Genomic DNA, 16572 nt, shown 5'->3' on the forward strand with positions numbered 1-16572 from the left:
GAGATTCATGACGGACGCGAACGCATCCCTTTACAGGCGATGTCGGGCAGTGATTGGCGACGCTGTCGGCCACCTCACGGTCGACGACGGCTTTGCCATGGCCAGTCACGTCGCCCTGTCGGCGCTGATGTCGGTCTTCCCGTTCCTGATCTTCGTCGCGGCCCTGGCGGGCTTTATCGGCGAGGCCGATCTTGCCGGGCGGGTGGCCGGCCTGCTCTTCGAGACATGGCCCCAGGATGTCGCCGAGCCGATCGCCAGGGATGTGAGCGACGTGCTCACCCGGCAACAAAGCGGGCTGCTGACGATCTCGGTGCTGGTGACCATCTTTCTCGCCTCGAACGGGGTCGAGGCGGTGCGCACCGCGTTGAACCGCGCCTATCGCGTCACCGACAAGCGCAACTATTTCCTGCTCCGCCTGCAGAGCGTCGTCTTCGTGATCGGCGGCGCCTTTGCCAGCCTCGCGGTCGCCTTTCTCGGCCTGCTCGGCCCGCTGCTGTTCGACTGGCTGTCGACTCACTTTCCGGCAATCGAGCCCTACGCGACGACGTTCGATCTCGTCCGCTTCGCGGTGACCGGCGTCATGCTGGCGCTGGTCCTGATCGGCGCTCATCTCTGGCTGCCAGCCGGCCGCCCCCCGGCGCTCCGGCTGTGGCCGGGCATCGTGATCACCCTGGCGCTGTGGCTGATCGCGACCTGGGCTTTCGGATTCTATCTCCAGCGTTTCGCCAACTACGCCGCCTACTATGCCGGTCTCGCCAGCGTGGTGACCGCCATCTTCTTCATGTATCTGGTGGCGCTGATCATGATTTTCGGCGCCGAGCTCAACGCGTCGCTGGCGCGGACGGATCGACCGCGGTCCTGACGGCAGCCGCCGGTCAGGACAGGGGCAATGCCGGTTGCGCGGCGTGGATGAGCGCGGTTTCAAACGCGCCGTAGAGTTCCCGCGGGCTGTAGGGCTTGGCTACCGCCTGATCGAAGCATGCGCCCCGCGCGCCAAGGGCGTCGGTCATCGTCTCCGCGTCGGCAATGGCGACGATCGGCAGGGCGCTGTCCTTGTCGAGGATCCGCACCAGTTGCGCCGCGACGTAGGGGTCCATGTCGGGAATGGCGAGGTCGATGGCCACCAGATCGACCGCGTTTTCCTGCCTGAGAAGCGCCAGGGCGTCTTCCACCGAGCGGCTGGCGATGACCCGACAACCGAATTGCTGGCCGAGCATGACCAGCACGGCGGAGGTCGACGGGTTGCTATCGATCACCGCGAGGACCGGTTGTCGGCCATCATATGTTCGAAGTCCCCTGACGGCGTCGCCTGGCATTTGCGCTCGCTTCCACGGCAAATTCCGGGCAAGTATCCGTCGCCTTGCTTAAGAACCGGCTAACAGCGCTGCCGTGGTCGTCACCCAGATCGTCAATATCGTCCTTCCCGTCTTCGGGCTGATCGCCATCGGCTGCGGGGTCGCCTGGTCCCGCCTGCTCGACCGTACGGTGGGCGAGGCGCTGGCCGACTTCGTCTTCGTCATCGCCATCCCGATGCTGATCTTCCGGACCATCGCCACGGCGGATTTCAGCGGGGCCGAGCCGTGGCGGATCTGGCTTCCCTACTTCGTCGCGCTGGCCGTGATGTGGGCGATCGGCGACCTGATCATCCGCAAGTTTTTCGGGCGCGATGCCCGCGCCGGACTCGTCGGCGGCGTCTCCGCCTCCTACAGCAACACGGTTCTGGTCGGCATTCCGCTGATCATCGCCGCCTATGGCAATGACGGCGCAGTGGCGATCGCCCTGATCGTCGCCGTCCACATGCCGTCCCTCATGGTCGCCAGCGCGATCCTCATCGTGCGCGCCGAGCGCCGCGATGGCGTCTCCGAGCCCGGCGGCGGTGCTCGGGTCATTGTCCGCACGGTCGTCGTCAACCTGGTGACCAACCCGATCATCATCGGCCTCGTGCTCGGACTTCTTTGGCGGCTGATCGACCTGCCCTACGAAGGCCTGCCGGCGACGCTGATCAACCGCCTTGCCGATGTCGCGGCGACGCTGGCGCTGTTCGCCATGGGCATGTCGCTGCGCAAATACGGAATGCGCCGAAACATTCCCGCCGGCATCGCGCTGAGCGTCGTCAAGCTGATCCTGATGCCAGGCCTGGTCCTGCTCTTCGCCCGCTACGTCGTGCCGATGCCACCGGTCTGGGTGAAGGTCGCGGTGGTCGCCGCCGCCTGCCCGACGGGCGTCAACGCCTATCTGCTGGCGTCGCGTTTCCGGACCGGCGAGGCGCTGGCCTCCAACACGATCTCGATATCGACCGCCTTCGCGGTCGCCACCGTCACCCTGTGGATGACCGTTCTCGAGTGGCTCTAGGCGCGATCCGCCAGCGCCGCGTCGATGCCGATCATGGCGCGAATGTCGTCGGGTGTCGCGCCGGCCTCACGCAGCGAACGCAGGCTGGTTGCGCGGTCCGACTTCGAAAGCTTGCGCCCCGTATTGTCGGTGATCAGCCGGTGGTGGTGATAGACCGGCGAGGGCAGGCCGAGCAGGCGCCTGAGAAGGACATGTGCCGCGGTGGCGTGAAACAGGTCGCGACCGCGGACGATATGCGTGACGCCCTGCGCCGCGTCGTCAAGCACCACGGCGAGGTGGTAGCTGGTCGGCACATCCTTGCGGCCAACGACGAAATCGCCCCAGCGCTCCGGCCGCGCGACGACCACGCCGCTCTCGCCATCCGGACCGGCGCCGTCCTCCTGCCACGACAGCGGTCCGGCCTGCGTCGCGGCGATGTCGGTCCGCAAGCGCCAGGCGTATGGCGTGCCGGCGGCGATCCGCTCTTCCGTCGCGGCTCGGGTGAGATCGCGATCCGTGGCGGGGTAGAGCGGCGCACCGTCGGGGTCGCGCGGCCAGGTCGGGTCGGCGGCGACGGTGGCCGCGATCTCGCCCCGGGTCATGAAGGCCGGATACACGAGGCCGGCAGCGCGCAGCCGGTCGATGGCCTCGCCATAGGTCGGCATGGCATCCGACTGGCGGCGGACAGGGGTTTCCCACGCAATGCCGAGCCATTCGAGGTCGCGGTAGATGCCCTCTTCGAATTCCGGGCGGCTGCGCGTCCGGTCGATATCCTCGATCCGCAACAGGAAACGCCCACCTGCCTGCCGGCACAGGGCATGGTCGTAAAGCGCCGAAAAGGCGTGACCGAGATGAAGCTCGCCGTTCGGGCTCGGCGCAAAGCGGAAAACGGGTGGCATGGGTGGCATCGGCCAGCTTGAATAGAAGGCTGTTCGTGGTCTAGCAGCAGACGCCCGCCCGGACAAAGGTCGACGCGATGGCCAGGATCAACACGGATGCCGATGTCGCGGAAGGCCTCGCCTGGCTTGCCCGTCGGGACCGGCGTCTCCACGCGGTCATTGATGTCGCCGGTCCTCTCCCCCTCCGCCGCACCGAGGGCGGGCTACCGGGTCTTGCTCGCATCGTCGTCGGCCAGCAGGTCTCGGTCGCCAGCGCGGCGGCAATCTGGCAGCGAACGCAAACGTCCTTTCCAGGCCTCGTCGCCGCCGATATTCTCGCGGCCGATGAGTCCCGGTTTCGCGCTGCCGGGCTGTCGATGCCGAAGATCCGGACGCTGCGTGCCGTCGCCACCGCCTGTAACGAAGGCCTCGACCTCGATCGACTGGCCACTATCCCCGCAGAGGAGGCGCATGGGCGCCTGACGGCGATCAAGGGGATCGGCCCCTGGACCGCCGACATCTATCTTCTCTTCTGCCTCGGTCACGCCGATGTCTTCCCGGCCGGCGATCTCGCGCTGCGCAAGGCGGTTGGCGACGCCTTTGGCGCTGACGAGACACCATCCATCGAAGGGGTGGCCGAGATCGCCGCAGACTGGTCGCCATGGCGGGGTGTCGCGGCGCGGCTCTTCTGGGCTTACTATCGCGCGACTCGGCAAAAGGCGGCAGTACCAGTCTGATGATTGACGGACCCCGAATTCCACCGGCCAGCGGCGGCCCGGCGCGGCATCTCGTCGTGCTTCTTCACGGTTATGGCGCGGACGGCAACGACCTGATCGACATCGGACGGCATTGGGCGCCGCTGCTGCCGGACACAGCTTTCGTTTCACCCAACGCGCCGGAGCCCTGCGACCAGGCGCCGATGGGGCGGCAGTGGTTTCCCCTTTCGATGATCGACATGGACCTGATCGCCGACGGTGTCCGGCAAGCGGCGCCGGTCGTCGATGCCTTTCTCGACTCCGAACTGGCGAGCCTCGGCCTGACCGACGCCAACCTGGCGCTGGTCGGTTTCAGCCAGGGGGCGATGATGGCGCTGCACGTTGGTCCGCGTCGTCCGGCGCCAATCGCCGGCATCGTCAGCTATTCCGGCATGCTCGCGGGTCCCGAACGTCTGGCGGAGGAAGCGGTCGGCAAGCCGCCGGTCCTGCTCGTCCATGGCGATGCCGATCCGATCGTTCCCGTCATGGCGCTGCATGGCGCCGTGCCGGCGCTGGCCGAAGCCGGCTTCGCGGCCGAGTGGCATGTCTCTCCCGGCCTCGAACACGGCATCGATGGCGCCGGCCTGCAACTCGGCGCCGCCTTCCTACGTCGCGTTCTCGTCTAGTCTCGAGCGGAAAGCGTCGGCGGGGCGCACGCAACAAGGAGGCCGCCCATGGCCGTCGACGATATCGCCCGCTATCGCGCCAATCTTCAGGGCGAGGTCGACAGCGTCGCGCTCTACACCGCGCTGTCAGAGGCCGAATCCGATCCGAAGGTCGCCGAGGTCTATCGCCGCCTCGCCGCCGTCGAGCAGGATCATGTCGAGGTCTGGCGCAAGGAGATAACCGGGAAGGGTGGGAGCCCGGGCGACATCAGGCCGAGTATTCGCGCCAGGGTCCTCGGCTGGCTTGCGAAGCGTTTCGGCGCTGCGATGGTCCTGCCGGTGATCGCGGCGACGGAAGCGCGCGACCACGCGGTCTACCAGGACCAGCCTGAAGCGATCGCTGCCGGCCTTCCGGCCGACGAGCAGTCGCACGCGCGGGTGATCCGCACCGCCATGGCCGGCTCCGGCGGCCTTGCCGGTCCCGAAATCGCCCGGCTTGAGGGGCGCCATCGCGCCGGCTCCGGCAACGCGCTGCGGGCAGCGGTGCTTGGCGCCAATGACGGCCTCGTCTCGAACATGAGCCTGGTCATGGGGGTCGCCGGCGCAGCCGCGGCCGAACAGACCATCCTGCTCGCCGGCCTCGCCGGGCTGATAGCCGGCGCGTGTTCGATGGCGATGGGCGAGTGGCTTTCGGTCAACAGCGCCCGAGAGCTCGCCGAGCAGCAGATCGCGCTGGAGGCGAACGAACTCGAAATGTTTCCCGAACAGGAACGCGAGGAACTTATCCTCATCTACCAGTCGAAGGGCCTGTCCGAGACCGAGGCCACCTCGGTCGCCGATCGCTTGCTCAGCCAGGACGGCGCGGCGGTCGATACGCTGGCGCGCGAGGAACTCGGCATCGATCCGAGCGAACTCGGCGGCTCGGCCTGGGTCGCGGGCGCCTCGTCCTTCCTGCTTTTCTCAATCGGAGCGATCTTTCCGGTCGCGCCCTTCTTCTTCCTGACCGGCACCACCGCCGTCATCGCCAGCCTCTTGTCGGGCGGTGTCGCGCTGGCGCTGATCGGCTTCGGCACGTCGCTGTTCACCGGTCGCGGTGTCCTGTTCTCGGCGGGCCGGCAGTTGCTGATCGGCTATGCCGCGGCGGGCGTCACCTATGCTGTTGGCGCCCTCGTCGGGGTTTCCCTGACCTGAGGCGATTGCCGAGGGCGGCCCGCAGCCGCTACGCTCCGGCAAAACAACCTGAGGGAGTTGCGCCGATGTTCACGACCCGAAGACTCTCCGAGACTTTCGGCATGGCGATCGAGGGCGTCGATCTTTCCCGACCGCTCGCCGATGACGAATTCCGCGCCGTCGAACAGGCTTTCTTCGACGGCCAGATCCTCGCGATCAAGGGCCAGTCGCTGGAACCGGGCGCGTTTGTCGACTTCGCCCGGCGCTTCGGGCCGCCGCAGCCGCATGTCATCGACCAGTTTCACTATCCGGATCATCCCGACATCCTGATCCTTTCCAATGGCAAGGAGAACGGCCGGCCAATCGGGCTGGCGGATGGCGGGAGCTATTTCCATACCGACTATTCGTATCTCGCGGTGCCGGCGCGGGTGACGATCCTCTATTCGGTGGCGGTGCCAAAGCAAGGCGGCAACACGCTTTTTGCCAACATGTACGCCGCCTATGACGACCTTCCCGAAGCGACCAGGGAACGGATCGACGACCTTGTCGTTCTCCACCACTATGGCAACCGCGACGACCTCGATGAGACCTCCCGCACCGCCGCTTCGCCGCTGAGCGAGGCGCAGAAGGGTAAGGTCGACTGGGTTCGGCACAAGCTCGTCCGCACCCATCCCGGCACCGGGCGCAAGGCGCTCTACGCGGTGTCGGGCTCGTCTTTCGAAGTCGAGGGAATGCCGAAAGATGAGGGGGTTCAACTGCTTGACGACCTGAAGGCGCATGCATTGCAGGACCGCTACATCTACAGCTACGCCTACGAGAAGGGCGATGTCGTCCTGTGGGACGATCTGGCGACTCTCCACTCGGCGACGTTGACAGACCCCAACGATCTCAGGACCTTGTGGCGAATTACCGTGATCGAGGAAGCGTAGGCGCATGCGGGTTCTGATTTGTGGCGGCGGGGTGATCGGGGCGGCTACTGCCTATTACCTTAGCCGGCGAAACATCGCGGTAACGCTCGTCGAGCGGACCGGAATCGCCTGTGCCGCGTCCGGAAAAAGCGGGGGATTCCTTGCACTTGACTGGTGTGACGGAGGAACGCTTCAGGATCTGGCGCGGCGGAGTTTCGCGCTTCATGCTGAGCTGGCTAAGGAAATCGACGTCGATTATGGCTATCGCCGCATGACGACCTATTCGGCGGCCGCCGCCGAAGGCGAAAGACGCAAGCAATCCAATGACTTCGGTGTCGACTGGGTGGCCGATACCGTGGCGCTTGGGCCACGGCTGGGATCGACGGAGAGCACCGCCCAGGTCAATCCGGAAGCCTTCACCAAGGCCTTGGTACAGGCCGCGGAAGGGCATGGAACGGTGGTGCAACGGGGTACGGTCACCGGTTTGACGCGTTCGGACGACGGCCGGGCGGTGACGGGCGCGACCGTCTCGGGCAAAACACTCGAGGCCGACGTCGTCGTCCTGGCGATGGGGCCGTGGTCGATCCTCGCCTGCGCCTGGGTGCCGCTGCCGGCCGTCTACGGGCTGAAAGGGCATAGCCTGGTCTTCGATACCCCCGCGGCACTGCCGCCCGACGCGCTGTTCGTCGAGTATCGCGAAGCCACCGGCGCGATGGCGTCGCCGGAGATCTTTCCGCGCACTGACGGCACGACCTATGTCTGTGGCGTCTCGGCCCATGACAGCCCGCTGCCGGTCGATCCGGCCGACGTGACGCCCGATCCGGGTGCGATCGAACGGCTGGAGGCGATGTGCGCCGCGATGGCGCCGGCCCTGGCGCCGTCGACGATCGTCGCCCGGCAGTCCTGCTTCCGGCCGGTCACCCAGGACGGGCTGCCGCTGATCGGCGCGGTGCCCGGTATCGATGGCGCCTATGTCGCGACCGGCCACAGCGTCTGGGGAATCCTCAACGCCCCGGCGACCGGCGAGGCGATGGCCGAGCTGATCGTCGACGGCGGGGCGACGACGGTCGACCTGTCGCCCTTCGATCCCGGCCGGAGCCCGCCCTTCGACGCGGCCGGCCTGCAGACCGGGATGCTCTAGGCCCCTCGGTCCACCTCTCGACATTTCGCGAGACGCTCATTGGGCGGCGCGATCGCCTCACCCCGGTTGTCCCACATTCCAGGCTCGCCCCCCGGCGCACGGCGAGCACTGCCGTGATATACTCCGCCCGACTATCAGCGAGTGTCTCCGATGATCTTTCGCCAGCTCTTCGACACGACGTCCTCGACCTATACCTACCTGATCGCCAGCCGGAAGGGCGGCGAGGCGCTGATCCTCGACCCTGTGTTGGAGCGCGTCGACCGATACGTGAAACTGCTGACCGAGCTCGACCTCAAGCTGGTCAAGGCGGTCGATACCCATGTCCATGCCGACCACATCTCCGGTCTCAGCGAATTGCGCGACCGGACCCGCTGCATCACGGTGATGGGCGAGGAGAGCGGCGTCGACGTGGTGTCGATGCGGGTCGGCGACGGCGAGCGGGTGGCGATCGAAGGGGTGAGCCTCGAGGCGATCTACACACCCGGCCACACCGCCGATTCCTACTCCTTCGCGATGGGCGACCGGGTGTTCACCGGCGACACGCTGCTGATCCGGGGAACCGGACGGACCGACTTCCAGAACGGCAGCCCGGAAGCGCAATACGATTCGATCTTCAATCGGCTCCTGCGCTTTCCCGACGAAACGCTGGTCTTCCCGGCGCATGACTACAAGGGCGATACGGTGTCGACGATCGGCGAGGAGCGGGCGTTCAACCCGCGCCTGCAAGTCGGTTCACTCGACGAATATGTGGCGATCATGAACAATCTCGACCTGCCCAATCCGCGGATGATGGATGTCGCGGTGCCGGCCAACCTCCAACTCGGCCTCGACCAGGATAATCCCGACCGACGGCAATGGACGCTCGATGTCGACGCGGTGATCCGGGCGGTCGACACCGGCGGCGCGGTGCTGGTCGACCTCCGCGACCGGTCGGAACGCGAGCGGCATGGCGTGATACCGGGCTCGGTCCATGTGCCTTACCCCGCGCTCGACGAACAGATCGCACCGGGCGGGCTGTTGAGCGAACTGGTCAAGGCCAGCGACAAGCGGCTGATTTTCTACTGCGCCTATGGCGAACGCTCGGCGATGGCGGCGGAGGCGGCGCGTGACGACGGGCTTGCCGGCTCGTGCCACCTCAAGGGCGGTCTCAAGGCGTGGAAGGCGGCCGAGGCGCCGATCGCCGGATGACGACACCGACGATTGCGCCAATCGCCGGCGCCGACGCGGCGACCCGATCGGCCCTGCTCGACCTCAACAACGATCACGCGCGCGAGACGTCGCTGCTGACGCCGGCAAGCTGGGACTCCATGGTCGCCACCGCCTTCTCGGCGACCGTTGTCGACGGCGGCGCCGCTTTCCTGATCGCCTTCGATCAGTCGGCCGCCTATGACAGCCCGAATTTCCTGTGGTTTCGCGAGCGGCTGCCCCGCTTCGTCTATGTCGACCGGATCGTGGTGGCGGCGGACGATCGCGGCCGCGGGCTGGCGCGGCACCTTTATGAGGATCTCTTCGGCAAGGCGCGGGCGACCGGCTTTGACCGGATCGTCTGCGAGGTCAATTCCGAGCCGCCGAACCCGGGATCCGACGCATTTCACGGGCGGATGGGATTCACCGAAATGGGTCGTGCCGAGCTCATCGATCGCGGCAAGACGGTGCGCTATCTCGTCAGGATCCTCGATGCCGCCCCATAGCCGGGCAGTCCGGTCCGATCGCTGATCTTCTCTTAACAATCGCCCTCTAACTGTCACGAGGCCGAGCGACACATGTGTCCTGCTCGCCGGTCCCAAACAGGAGAAGACCTGATGCTCTTTCGTACGTGCATGGCTGTCGCCATCTCCGTCTTCGCGGTGTCGACGGCGACGGCGCAACAACCCGCGACCTCCGCGGTGCTTTTCGAGGATGTCCGCATTTTCGATGGCACCAGCGAGGCGCTGTCGGGGCCATCGCACGTCCTGGTCGAGGGCAATGTCATCAAGCAGATTTCCGCGTCGGCGATCACGCCCGACGAGGGGATTGAGACGACGGTGATCAAGGGCGGCGGGCGGACCCTGATGCCCGGATTGATCGACGGCCACACGCACCTGATGATGTCCAACGTGCCGCAACTGGCGCTGCTGACCGCCGACATCGGCTACGTCAACATCGTCGCGGCAAAGGCCGCCGGGGAGATGTTGCTGCGCGGCTTCACCAGCGTTCGCGACATGGGCGGTCCGGTGCTTGGTCTCAAGCGCGCGATCGATTCCGGCGTCACGCCCGGGCCGCGGATCTGGCCCTCGGGAGCGATGATCTCGCAGTCCGGCGGTCACGGCGATTTCCGCCTGCCGACCGACCTGCCGGCGGCGCCGGATGCCTTTTCCTATTCCGAACGGATCGGCGCGGCCGAGATCGCCGACAGCCCCGACATGGTCAGGAAGCGCTCGCGGGAGCAACTCGCCCTTGGCGCGTCGCAGATCAAGGTGATGGCCGGCGGCGGTTCGTCATCGAACTACGATCCGATCGACGTGACCGAATACACGGTGCCCGAACTGGAAGCCGCAGTGGGGGCGGCCGAGAACTGGGGAACCTATGTCGCCGTCCATGCCTACACGCCGCGGGCGATCCGGCAGGCCCTCGAGGCCGGGGTCCGCTCGATCGAGCATGGGCAACTGGTCGACGAAGACACCGCAAGGCAGATGGCGGAAGCGGGCGTCTGGTGGAGCATCCAGCCGTTCACGGTCGACGACGCGACCTCCTTCGCGGTCGGCTCGTCGAACTGGCTCAAGCAGCAGGAGGTGCGGCACGGCACCGATACGGCCTACGGCTTCGCCAAGCAGTTCGGGGTCAAGACCGCCTGGGGGACGGACATCCTGTTCGATCCGGCAAAGGCGGCCGAGCAGGGCTCATTCCTGGCCAAGATGACCCGCTGGTACACGTCGGCCGAGGCCCTGCGGATGGCGACCGCCGACAATGCCGAATTGCTCGCCCTGTCCGGCCTGCGCAGCCCCTATCAGGGGAAACTCGGCGTGGTCGAGGAAGGCGCACTGGCCGACCTTATCCTGGTCGACGGCAATCCCCTCGAGACGCTGGAGCTGGTAGCGGACCCGGCCGCGAATTTCGACGTCATCATCAAGGACGGCAGGATCTACAAGAATGCCGTAAGCAACTGATTGCCAGGCTTTGTCGAGCGGCAGCGGGGCGCCCTGCTTTCAGTCGTCGCCCGATGCGATGCCTTGCTGGTTGCCGAGCACCCCGAAGTCGTTGGACCGGGAGGAATCCTCGGCAATATCGAACCCTTCCGCAAGTAGTCCGCGGCGCAGCAGCTCGCGGACCGCGGCGGCGCGGCTCGGCATCCGCGCGCTGAATCGCCAGTCGTCGATCGCCTTGCGTTCGGCAGGGCTCAACATGATCTGCAACCGCTCATCGCGCGACCGGTTCATCGCCGCTTCTCCCACATCGACCTCTGCTCCAGGCAAGCAAACGGCCAAGCCACAAATATAAACTGTTAGTAAGTGACTGCAAGAAGGGTCTCTCAGCCACCAGCGGTGATGGCAGTCATCGTTGCATGGCCGCCAGTTGCGTCAGCGACGGCTCTACGGCGGGATGGCATTGATCTATATTGATTGAAGCAGGCAGAGGGGCGGCGTGCCGACGGCGAGGAGAAAGACCCAGAAATGAAAGGCGTTCACGACATCGGAGCGACCCTGCAGGGCACATTGGCGCGGCCGATCAGCAGCCTTCCGTTCTTCGACGTCATCGAGGCCTTGCCCGCTGCGATCTACACGACGGACGCCAACGGCCGCATCGACCTCTATAATCATGCCGCCGTGACGTTGTGGGGGCGCGAGCCCGTCGGAGACGAGCGATTCTGGTGTGGCCCTCATCGGCTCTTCACGGCCAATGGCGCGCTGTTGCCGCACGACAGATCTCCCACCGCAAGAGCCCTCCAGACCGGCCAGGCAATTGCCGCCGAGGAGATTGCCGTAGAACGGGCGGACGGGACGCGGGTGGCGCTCCTCTCCTACCCGACGCCGCTTCGCAACGAACACGGCGCGATCATCGGCACGATCACCATGATGGTCGACATCTCGGATCGAAAAGCCGCCGAAATCGAGCGCGACCGTCGCCTCGTCCAGCTCGAAGCCCTGTCCGAGCTCGGCATCCTGGCCATGAGCAGCGACGATCTCGACGCCCTTTTCGACCAGGCGGTGGCTTTGCTTTCGAAAGGCCTCAACGTCGAGTTCGCCAAGGTGCTGGAGCTCAGCTCCCATGGACAAGATCTCCACCTCCGCGCCGGGATCGGCTGGAAGGATGGGATTGTCGGCAAGGCGCGTGTCGGGACCGACCGCGAGTCCCAGGCCGGCTACACCTTGTCGATCGATGAGCCGGTCATCGTCGAGGATCTGGCGACGGAAACGCGGTTCAGCGGGCCGCGCCTGCTGCTCGACCACAAGGTGACCAGCGGTCTCAGCGTCATCATCCGGCAGGAGGATGGCCGTGCCTTCGGCGTGCTCGGCGCGCATACCAGCGCCCGCCGCCAGTTCACCGGCCACGATGTCAACTTCCTCCAGTCGGTCGCCAACATCCTGTCGTCGGCCATCGGGCGCGTCGTCTATCGGGACCGGCAGACGATGCTGATGCGCGAGCTGTCGCATCGCATGAAGAACAACATGGCGGTGATCCATTCGCTTGCCCGCCAGTCCGGCCGCGACGCCAGCAACGTCGCGGACTATGTCGACCGCTTCGAGGGGCGGCTTGCGACGATCGAGGCGGCGCAGGACCTGCTGACCGACGCCGACGGCACCGGCGTCGCGCTCAGCGCGCTGCTCTCCATGGTGATCGGCAGCCAGTCGGACGCCGGCTCGGTGACGCTGGAGGTCGATGATGTCGACCTTGGCCCGTCCGGTGTCCAGACGATGAGCCTGCTGCTCTACGAGCTGATGACCAACGCCGTGAAATATGGCGCCTTCTCCGATGGCGGCGGCAGGGTGGCGATCACCGGACGTCGCGACGGCGACGGTCACTATGCCCTGACCTGGGCGGAGAGCGGCGGGCCGCCGGTCGAGGAACCGTCGCGCGAGGGCTTCGGCTCGCGACTGGTCGTCGCGACCGTCGAGCGGCAATGGGGCGGCACGATCTCGCGGGACTGGCGGCGTGAGGGTCTTGTCGTCAACTGCGCCCTGCCGCTGCAATCGATCACCGGGCAGGGTGCGCCGCTCGTCCAGAAGTAACGCGCTGGCGGCTTGACGCTGCGGCGCGGCATGACGATGGTTGGGCGACAGGGCCGCGGCCCGCCGCTCGAACCAGGAATTTCCATGACGATCAAGGTAGGACTCATCGGCGCCGGCGTAATGGGCGGCGACCATGCGCGGATTCTCTCGACCTCGGTCGGCGGGGCGGAGCTGGTCGCGGTCTCGGATGCCGACAGGGCAAGGGCGGAGGCGGTGGCCGCGTCGTATGGCGGCGGGGTGGTCGCCGATGCCGAGGCGGTGATCGGCAACGACGCGGTCGACGCGGTGATCGTCGCCTCGCCGGACCCGACCCACAAGCCGCTGGTCCTGGCCTGCCTCGCCGCCGGCAAGCCGGTGCTTTGCGAAAAGCCGCTCGGCCTAACGACCGACGAATGCCTCGAGATCATCGCGGCCGAAACCGCGCTGGGCAAACGCCTGGTGCAGGTCGGCTTCATGCGCCGCTTCGACCCGGGCTATGTGGCGATGAAGACGACGCTCGACAGCGGCGACCTCGGCCAAGCGCTGATGCTCCACTGCGTCCATCGCAACGAGACGGCCGCCTCCTACACCACCTCCGAGAACATGATCGCCAACACGGCGGTACACGAGATGGATATCGCCCGCTGGCTGCTCGGGACCGACGTGGCGCGGGTCACCGTGGTGACGCCGCGGCCGACGCGCCTGGCCAGGATGCAGGATCCGCAGATCCTGCTCTTCCACATGACCGACGGCGTGGTGGTCACCGTCGAGGTCTTCGTCAACTGCCAGTACGGCTACGACGTGCGCGGCGAACTGGTCTGCGAGAAGGGCACCGCGACGCTGACGCCGCCGCATGACATCACGCTGCGCCAGGCGCGCCACGACGGCTTCGGCCATCCGGCGGACTGGCGGCCGCGCTTTGCCGAGGCCTACCGGGTCGAGCTGCAGGCATGGATCGATGCGGCGGCGGGCGGGCCACCGGCCGGGGCCAGCGCCTGGGACGGCTACGCGGCGACCGCCGTGGCCGAGGCGGGGCTGGCGGCGCTGAAGAGCGGGGCGACGACCGAGGTGACGATGGCGGATCGGCCGGGACTCTACGACTGACGGTCGGAGGTGTTCGTGGGTCGCGGTGCGGTCGGCGGAGAACCCCACCCACCATCACTGCGTGATGGTCCCCCCTCCCCGGTTCGGGGAGGGATGGTGCTTGGGAACGGCCGAACCGAAAAGCTCCGTCAGTTGGGGCCGCCAGTCCGGAAGGGTCTACGCGGTGAAGGGCAGACCCTGTCAGCGTTCCCTGATCCACCAGTCGAGGGCGAAGGCGCCGGTCTTCGGGGCGAGCGTTTTTCGCAGCGACTGGCAGAGCGCGTCGAGTTTGGCGCCGAGGCCGTAGGGCGGGTTGCAGATCAGCAGGCCGCCGCCGGCCAGGGTTTCGCCGTCGACCGGGGTTCGCAGGAATTCGCAGGTCAGGGTCGGCGGATTGTCGGGGGCGTAGCAGCGGCGGAGGGTGTCGATGCCGGCGCGGTCCTTGACCGGATACCAGGCGGCGAAGATGCCGGTCGGCCACTTGGCGATGCCGGCATTCAACGCGTCGGCGAGGCGCTCGAACTCGTCGCGGGCCTCGTAGGGCGGGTCGATGAAGACGAGGCCGCGCCGGGTCGGCGGCGGGACGAAGGCGCCAATCGCCTCGTAGCCGTCGCGGGCATGGACGGCGACGCGCGGGTCGCCGCGGAAGGTCCGGCGGAGCAGCTTCACATCGTCAGGATGAAGCTCGCAGGCGATCAGCCGGTCGTCGTCGCGCAGCAGGGCGCGGACGAGGGCCGGCGAGCCGGGATAGACCTTCAGGCCATCCGGGTTGAGGCCGCGGACGATGTCGAGATAACCGCTGGCTGCGGACATGTCCGCGTCGATGATGCGGGCGATGCCGTCGGCCGCCTCGCCGGTCTTGCCGGCCTCGATCGAGGCGAGGTCATAGAGGCCGATGCCGGCATGGGTGTCGATGACCGTGAACGGCTTCGGCTTCCTGCGCAGATGTTCGAGCAGCATGACCAGCACCGGGTGCTTGAACACCTCGGTGTGGTTGCCCGCGTGATAGGCGTGGCGGTAGTTCATGGTGGGGTCTTTTTGTTGCTCGCTCTTCCGGACGGAAAAGTGTGCACACTTTTCCTGGAAACGCTCGGGCTCGCTCTCTCCGGGCAGCGATTGGGCACACTTCTTCTGGAAAGGCCCGGGGCCACTCTTTCCGACCGATGCGGTCGGGCTTGTCCTCAGACCGGCGGGGCGTAAGCGGCCGGGTCGACGGTGGGCGGGCGGCCGTCGAGGGAGAGGGTGGCGATCTGGGGCGGGGTCTCGGCGATGACCTTGCCGCGGCGCACCACCGCGAGGCGGCGTGCCTTCAGGCGGATCGCCTCGATCGGGTCGGCGGCCTGGAGGACGACCATGTCGGCGTTGCAGCCGACGTCAAGGCCGTAGCCGTCGAGGCCCATCGCCTTCGCCGGATTGACGGTCACCGCGTCGAAGCAGAAGCGCATCGCCTCGCGGCTGGTCATCTGGCCGACATGCAGGCCCATATGGGCGACCTCCAGCATGTCGGCGCTGCCCAGCGAGTACCAAGGGTCCATGCAGCAATCCTGGCCGAAGGAGGCGTTGATGCCGTGCGGGCGCATCTCGGGGATGCGGGTCTGGCCGCGCCGCTTGGGATAGGTGTCGTGGCGGCCCTGCAGGACGATGTTGATCAGCGGGTTGGCGATGACCTGGATGTCGGCCTCGGCGATCAGCGGCAGCAGCTTCGAGACATAGTAGTTGTCCATCGAATGCATCGAGGTGAGATGCGAGCCGGCGACGCGGCCCTGCAGGCCGAGCCGGGTGGTCTCGGCGGCCAGCGTCTCGATGTGGCGGGAGAGCGGATCGTCGCTCTCGTCGCAATGCATGTCGACCATCAGGCCGCGCTTCTCGGCAATCTCGCAGAGTGCGGCGACGCTGGCCGCGCCGTCGGCCATCGTCCGTTCGAAATGCGGGATGCCGCCGACGACGTCGACGCCGAGGTCGAGGGCGCGGTCGAGGTTCTTCGCGGCGTTGGGCGAGCGGTAGTAGCCATCCTGCGGGAAGGCGACGAGCTGGAGGTCGATATAGGGGGCGATGCGCTCGCGGACATCGAGCAGCGCCTCGACGGCGAGCAGGCGATCGTCGCAGACATCGACATGGGTGCGGATGGCGAGCAGGCCTTGCGCCACGGCGAGGTCGCAGTAGCGCAGCGCCCGTTCGGCGACCGCCTCGTGGGTGAGCAGCGGCTTGAGTTCGCCCCACAGGCCGATGCCTTCGAGCAGCGTGCCGGACTTGTTGAGACGCGGCAGGCCGAGCGACAAGGTGGCGTCCATATGGAAATGGCAGTCGATGAAGGGCGGCGAGACCAACCGGCCGCCGGCATCGATGACCCGCGCCGCCTCCGCCGTAATGCCTTTTTCGATGGCGGTGATGCGGCCGCCCTCGCAGGCAATGTCGACACCGGCGCGGCCATCGGGAAGCGCCGCGTTGCGGATGATGAGGTCGAGGGACATGGGAAGGTTCTCCGGCTGACGCTTCGCTGACGCGGCTCGCGCCG

17 protein-coding genes are annotated in these 16572 nt (G+C 66.9%); 12 read left to right on the forward strand and 5 right to left on the reverse strand.

What is annotated here, in order from left to right; translation table 11 throughout:
- Positions 1-49 precede the first annotated feature (49 nt).
- Positions 50-862 (forward strand): YihY/virulence factor BrkB family protein, encoded by an 813-nt coding sequence (locus BLT60_RS08580; protein ID WP_175478351.1) that lies wholly within the window; start codon positions 50-52, stop codon positions 860-862.
- A gap of 13 nt (positions 863-875) precedes the next feature.
- Here the strand turns inward: BLT60_RS08580 and BLT60_RS08585 are convergent, their stop codons facing one another.
- Positions 876-1256 carry a response regulator gene (locus tag BLT60_RS08585; RefSeq protein ID WP_175478352.1) on the reverse strand — a complete coding sequence of 127 codons (381 nt, stop codon included), beginning with the start codon at positions 1254-1256 and terminating at the stop codon, positions 876-878.
- Between the two features lie 133 nt (positions 1257-1389).
- On the opposite strand from BLT60_RS08585, the gene BLT60_RS08590 reads away from it, so the two are divergent.
- Complete coding sequence (locus tag BLT60_RS08590) at positions 1390-2352, forward strand: AEC family transporter (RefSeq protein WP_090876008.1); 963 nt, start codon at positions 1390-1392, stop codon at positions 2350-2352.
- Here the strand turns inward: BLT60_RS08590 and gluQRS are convergent.
- Positions 2349-3230: a tRNA glutamyl-Q(34) synthetase GluQRS gene (gluQRS, locus tag BLT60_RS08595; RefSeq protein WP_425284981.1), complete on the reverse strand. Its 882-nt coding sequence runs from the start codon at positions 3228-3230 to the stop codon at positions 2349-2351. The two genes, BLT60_RS08590 and gluQRS, sit on opposite strands and share 4 nt — an antisense overlap.
- A gap of 77 nt (positions 3231-3307) precedes the next feature.
- On the opposite strand from gluQRS, the gene BLT60_RS08600 reads away from it, so the two are divergent.
- The 8 genes from BLT60_RS08600 (at position 3308) to BLT60_RS08635 (ending at position 10934) form a co-directional block, all read left to right on the forward strand.
- Positions 3308-3946 carry a DNA-3-methyladenine glycosylase family protein gene (locus BLT60_RS08600; RefSeq protein WP_090876010.1) on the forward strand — a complete coding sequence of 213 codons (639 nt, stop codon included), beginning with the start codon at positions 3308-3310 and terminating at the stop codon, positions 3944-3946.
- The gene (locus tag BLT60_RS08605; RefSeq protein ID WP_090876011.1) at positions 3946-4590 is read left to right on the forward strand and encodes an alpha/beta hydrolase; all 645 of its coding nucleotides are present in this window, start codon (positions 3946-3948) and stop codon (positions 4588-4590) included. Before BLT60_RS08600 ends, BLT60_RS08605 begins: the two co-directional genes overlap by 1 nt.
- 48 nt (positions 4591-4638) lie before the next feature.
- Positions 4639-5760, forward strand: a complete 1122-nt coding sequence (locus tag BLT60_RS08610) for a VIT1/CCC1 transporter family protein (protein ID WP_090876012.1) — start codon at positions 4639-4641, stop codon at positions 5758-5760.
- A 65-nt stretch (positions 5761-5825) separates the two neighbouring features.
- Positions 5826-6668, forward strand: a complete 843-nt coding sequence (locus BLT60_RS08615) for a TauD/TfdA dioxygenase family protein (RefSeq protein ID WP_090876013.1) — start codon at positions 5826-5828, stop codon at positions 6666-6668.
- A gap of 4 nt (positions 6669-6672) precedes the next feature.
- Positions 6673-7788 (forward strand): NAD(P)/FAD-dependent oxidoreductase, encoded by a 1116-nt coding sequence (locus BLT60_RS08620; protein WP_090876014.1) that lies wholly within the window; start codon positions 6673-6675, stop codon positions 7786-7788.
- 150 nt (positions 7789-7938) lie between these two features.
- Positions 7939-8976 carry an MBL fold metallo-hydrolase gene (locus tag BLT60_RS08625; RefSeq protein WP_090876015.1) on the forward strand — a complete coding sequence of 346 codons (1038 nt, stop codon included), beginning with the start codon at positions 7939-7941 and terminating at the stop codon, positions 8974-8976.
- Positions 8973-9479, forward strand: coding sequence for a GNAT family N-acetyltransferase (locus tag BLT60_RS08630; protein ID WP_090876016.1), 507 nt, complete (start codon positions 8973-8975; stop codon positions 9477-9479). Before BLT60_RS08625 ends, BLT60_RS08630 begins: the two co-directional genes overlap by 4 nt.
- Positions 9480-9590: 111 nt before the next feature.
- Positions 9591-10934 (forward strand): metal-dependent hydrolase family protein, encoded by a 1344-nt coding sequence (locus BLT60_RS08635; protein WP_090876017.1) that lies wholly within the window; start codon positions 9591-9593, stop codon positions 10932-10934.
- 39 nt (positions 10935-10973) lie between these two features.
- Here the strand turns inward: BLT60_RS08635 and BLT60_RS08640 are convergent, their stop codons facing one another.
- A complete protein-coding gene (locus tag BLT60_RS08640; RefSeq protein ID WP_090876018.1) occupies positions 10974-11204 on the reverse strand; it encodes a hypothetical protein in 231 nt (76 codons plus the stop codon).
- A 234-nt stretch (positions 11205-11438) separates the two neighbouring features.
- On the opposite strand from BLT60_RS08640, the gene BLT60_RS08645 reads away from it, so the two are divergent.
- Positions 11439-12995, forward strand: a complete 1557-nt coding sequence (locus tag BLT60_RS08645) for a PAS domain-containing sensor histidine kinase (protein ID WP_139167785.1) — start codon at positions 11439-11441, stop codon at positions 12993-12995.
- 84 nt (positions 12996-13079) lie between these two features.
- Positions 13080-14078 (forward strand): Gfo/Idh/MocA family protein, encoded by a 999-nt coding sequence (locus tag BLT60_RS08650; protein ID WP_090876020.1) that lies wholly within the window; start codon positions 13080-13082, stop codon positions 14076-14078.
- Between the two features lie 180 nt (positions 14079-14258).
- Here BLT60_RS08650 and BLT60_RS08655 read toward each other — a convergent pair whose 3' ends face one another.
- Together BLT60_RS08655 and BLT60_RS08660 are read right to left on the reverse strand one after the other, a co-directional pair.
- Positions 14259-15083 (reverse strand): 23S rRNA (adenine(2030)-N(6))-methyltransferase RlmJ, encoded by an 825-nt coding sequence (locus tag BLT60_RS08655; protein WP_090876021.1) that lies wholly within the window; start codon positions 15081-15083, stop codon positions 14259-14261.
- A 155-nt stretch (positions 15084-15238) separates the two neighbouring features.
- On the reverse strand, positions 15239-16528 hold the full coding sequence (locus tag BLT60_RS08660; RefSeq protein ID WP_090876022.1) for an amidohydrolase family protein: 1290 nt from the start codon (positions 16526-16528) through the stop codon (positions 15239-15241).
- Positions 16529-16572 lie beyond the last annotated feature (44 nt).

Origin of the sequence: Bauldia litoralis, assembly GCF_900104485.1 — a bacterium.
Taxonomy (GTDB): Bacteria; Pseudomonadota; Alphaproteobacteria; order Rhizobiales; family Kaistiaceae; genus Bauldia; species Bauldia litoralis.

What these genes read in the sequence shown, in the direction of transcription:
- gluQRS (WP_425284981.1), bottom strand. Translation starts at nt 3,230, where the DNA reads ATGCCACCCGTTTTCCGCTTTGCGCCGAGCCCGAACGGCGAGCTTCAT.
- BLT60_RS08600 (WP_090876010.1), top strand. Translation starts at nt 3,308, where the DNA reads ATGGCCAGGATCAACACGGATGCCGATGTCGCGGAAGGCCTCGCCTGG.
- BLT60_RS08605 (WP_090876011.1), top strand. Translation starts at nt 3,946, where the DNA reads ATGATTGACGGACCCCGAATTCCACCGGCCAGCGGCGGCCCGGCGCGG.
- BLT60_RS08610 (WP_090876012.1), top strand. Translation starts at nt 4,639, where the DNA reads ATGGCCGTCGACGATATCGCCCGCTATCGCGCCAATCTTCAGGGCGAG.
- BLT60_RS08615 (WP_090876013.1), top strand. Translation starts at nt 5,826, where the DNA reads ATGTTCACGACCCGAAGACTCTCCGAGACTTTCGGCATGGCGATCGAG.
- BLT60_RS08620 (WP_090876014.1), top strand. Translation starts at nt 6,673, where the DNA reads ATGCGGGTTCTGATTTGTGGCGGCGGGGTGATCGGGGCGGCTACTGCC.
- BLT60_RS08625 (WP_090876015.1), top strand. Translation starts at nt 7,939, where the DNA reads ATGATCTTTCGCCAGCTCTTCGACACGACGTCCTCGACCTATACCTAC.
- BLT60_RS08630 (WP_090876016.1), top strand. Translation starts at nt 8,973, where the DNA reads ATGACGACACCGACGATTGCGCCAATCGCCGGCGCCGACGCGGCGACC.
- BLT60_RS08635 (WP_090876017.1), top strand. Translation starts at nt 9,591, where the DNA reads ATGCTCTTTCGTACGTGCATGGCTGTCGCCATCTCCGTCTTCGCGGTG.
- BLT60_RS08640 (WP_090876018.1), bottom strand. Translation starts at nt 11,204, where the DNA reads ATGAACCGGTCGCGCGATGAGCGGTTGCAGATCATGTTGAGCCCTGCC.
- BLT60_RS08645 (WP_139167785.1), top strand. Translation starts at nt 11,439, where the DNA reads ATGAAAGGCGTTCACGACATCGGAGCGACCCTGCAGGGCACATTGGCG.
- BLT60_RS08650 (WP_090876020.1), top strand. Translation starts at nt 13,080, where the DNA reads ATGACGATCAAGGTAGGACTCATCGGCGCCGGCGTAATGGGCGGCGAC.
- BLT60_RS08655 (WP_090876021.1), bottom strand. Translation starts at nt 15,083, where the DNA reads ATGAACTACCGCCACGCCTATCACGCGGGCAACCACACCGAGGTGTTC.
- BLT60_RS08660 (WP_090876022.1), bottom strand. Translation starts at nt 16,528, where the DNA reads ATGTCCCTCGACCTCATCATCCGCAACGCGGCGCTTCCCGATGGCCGC.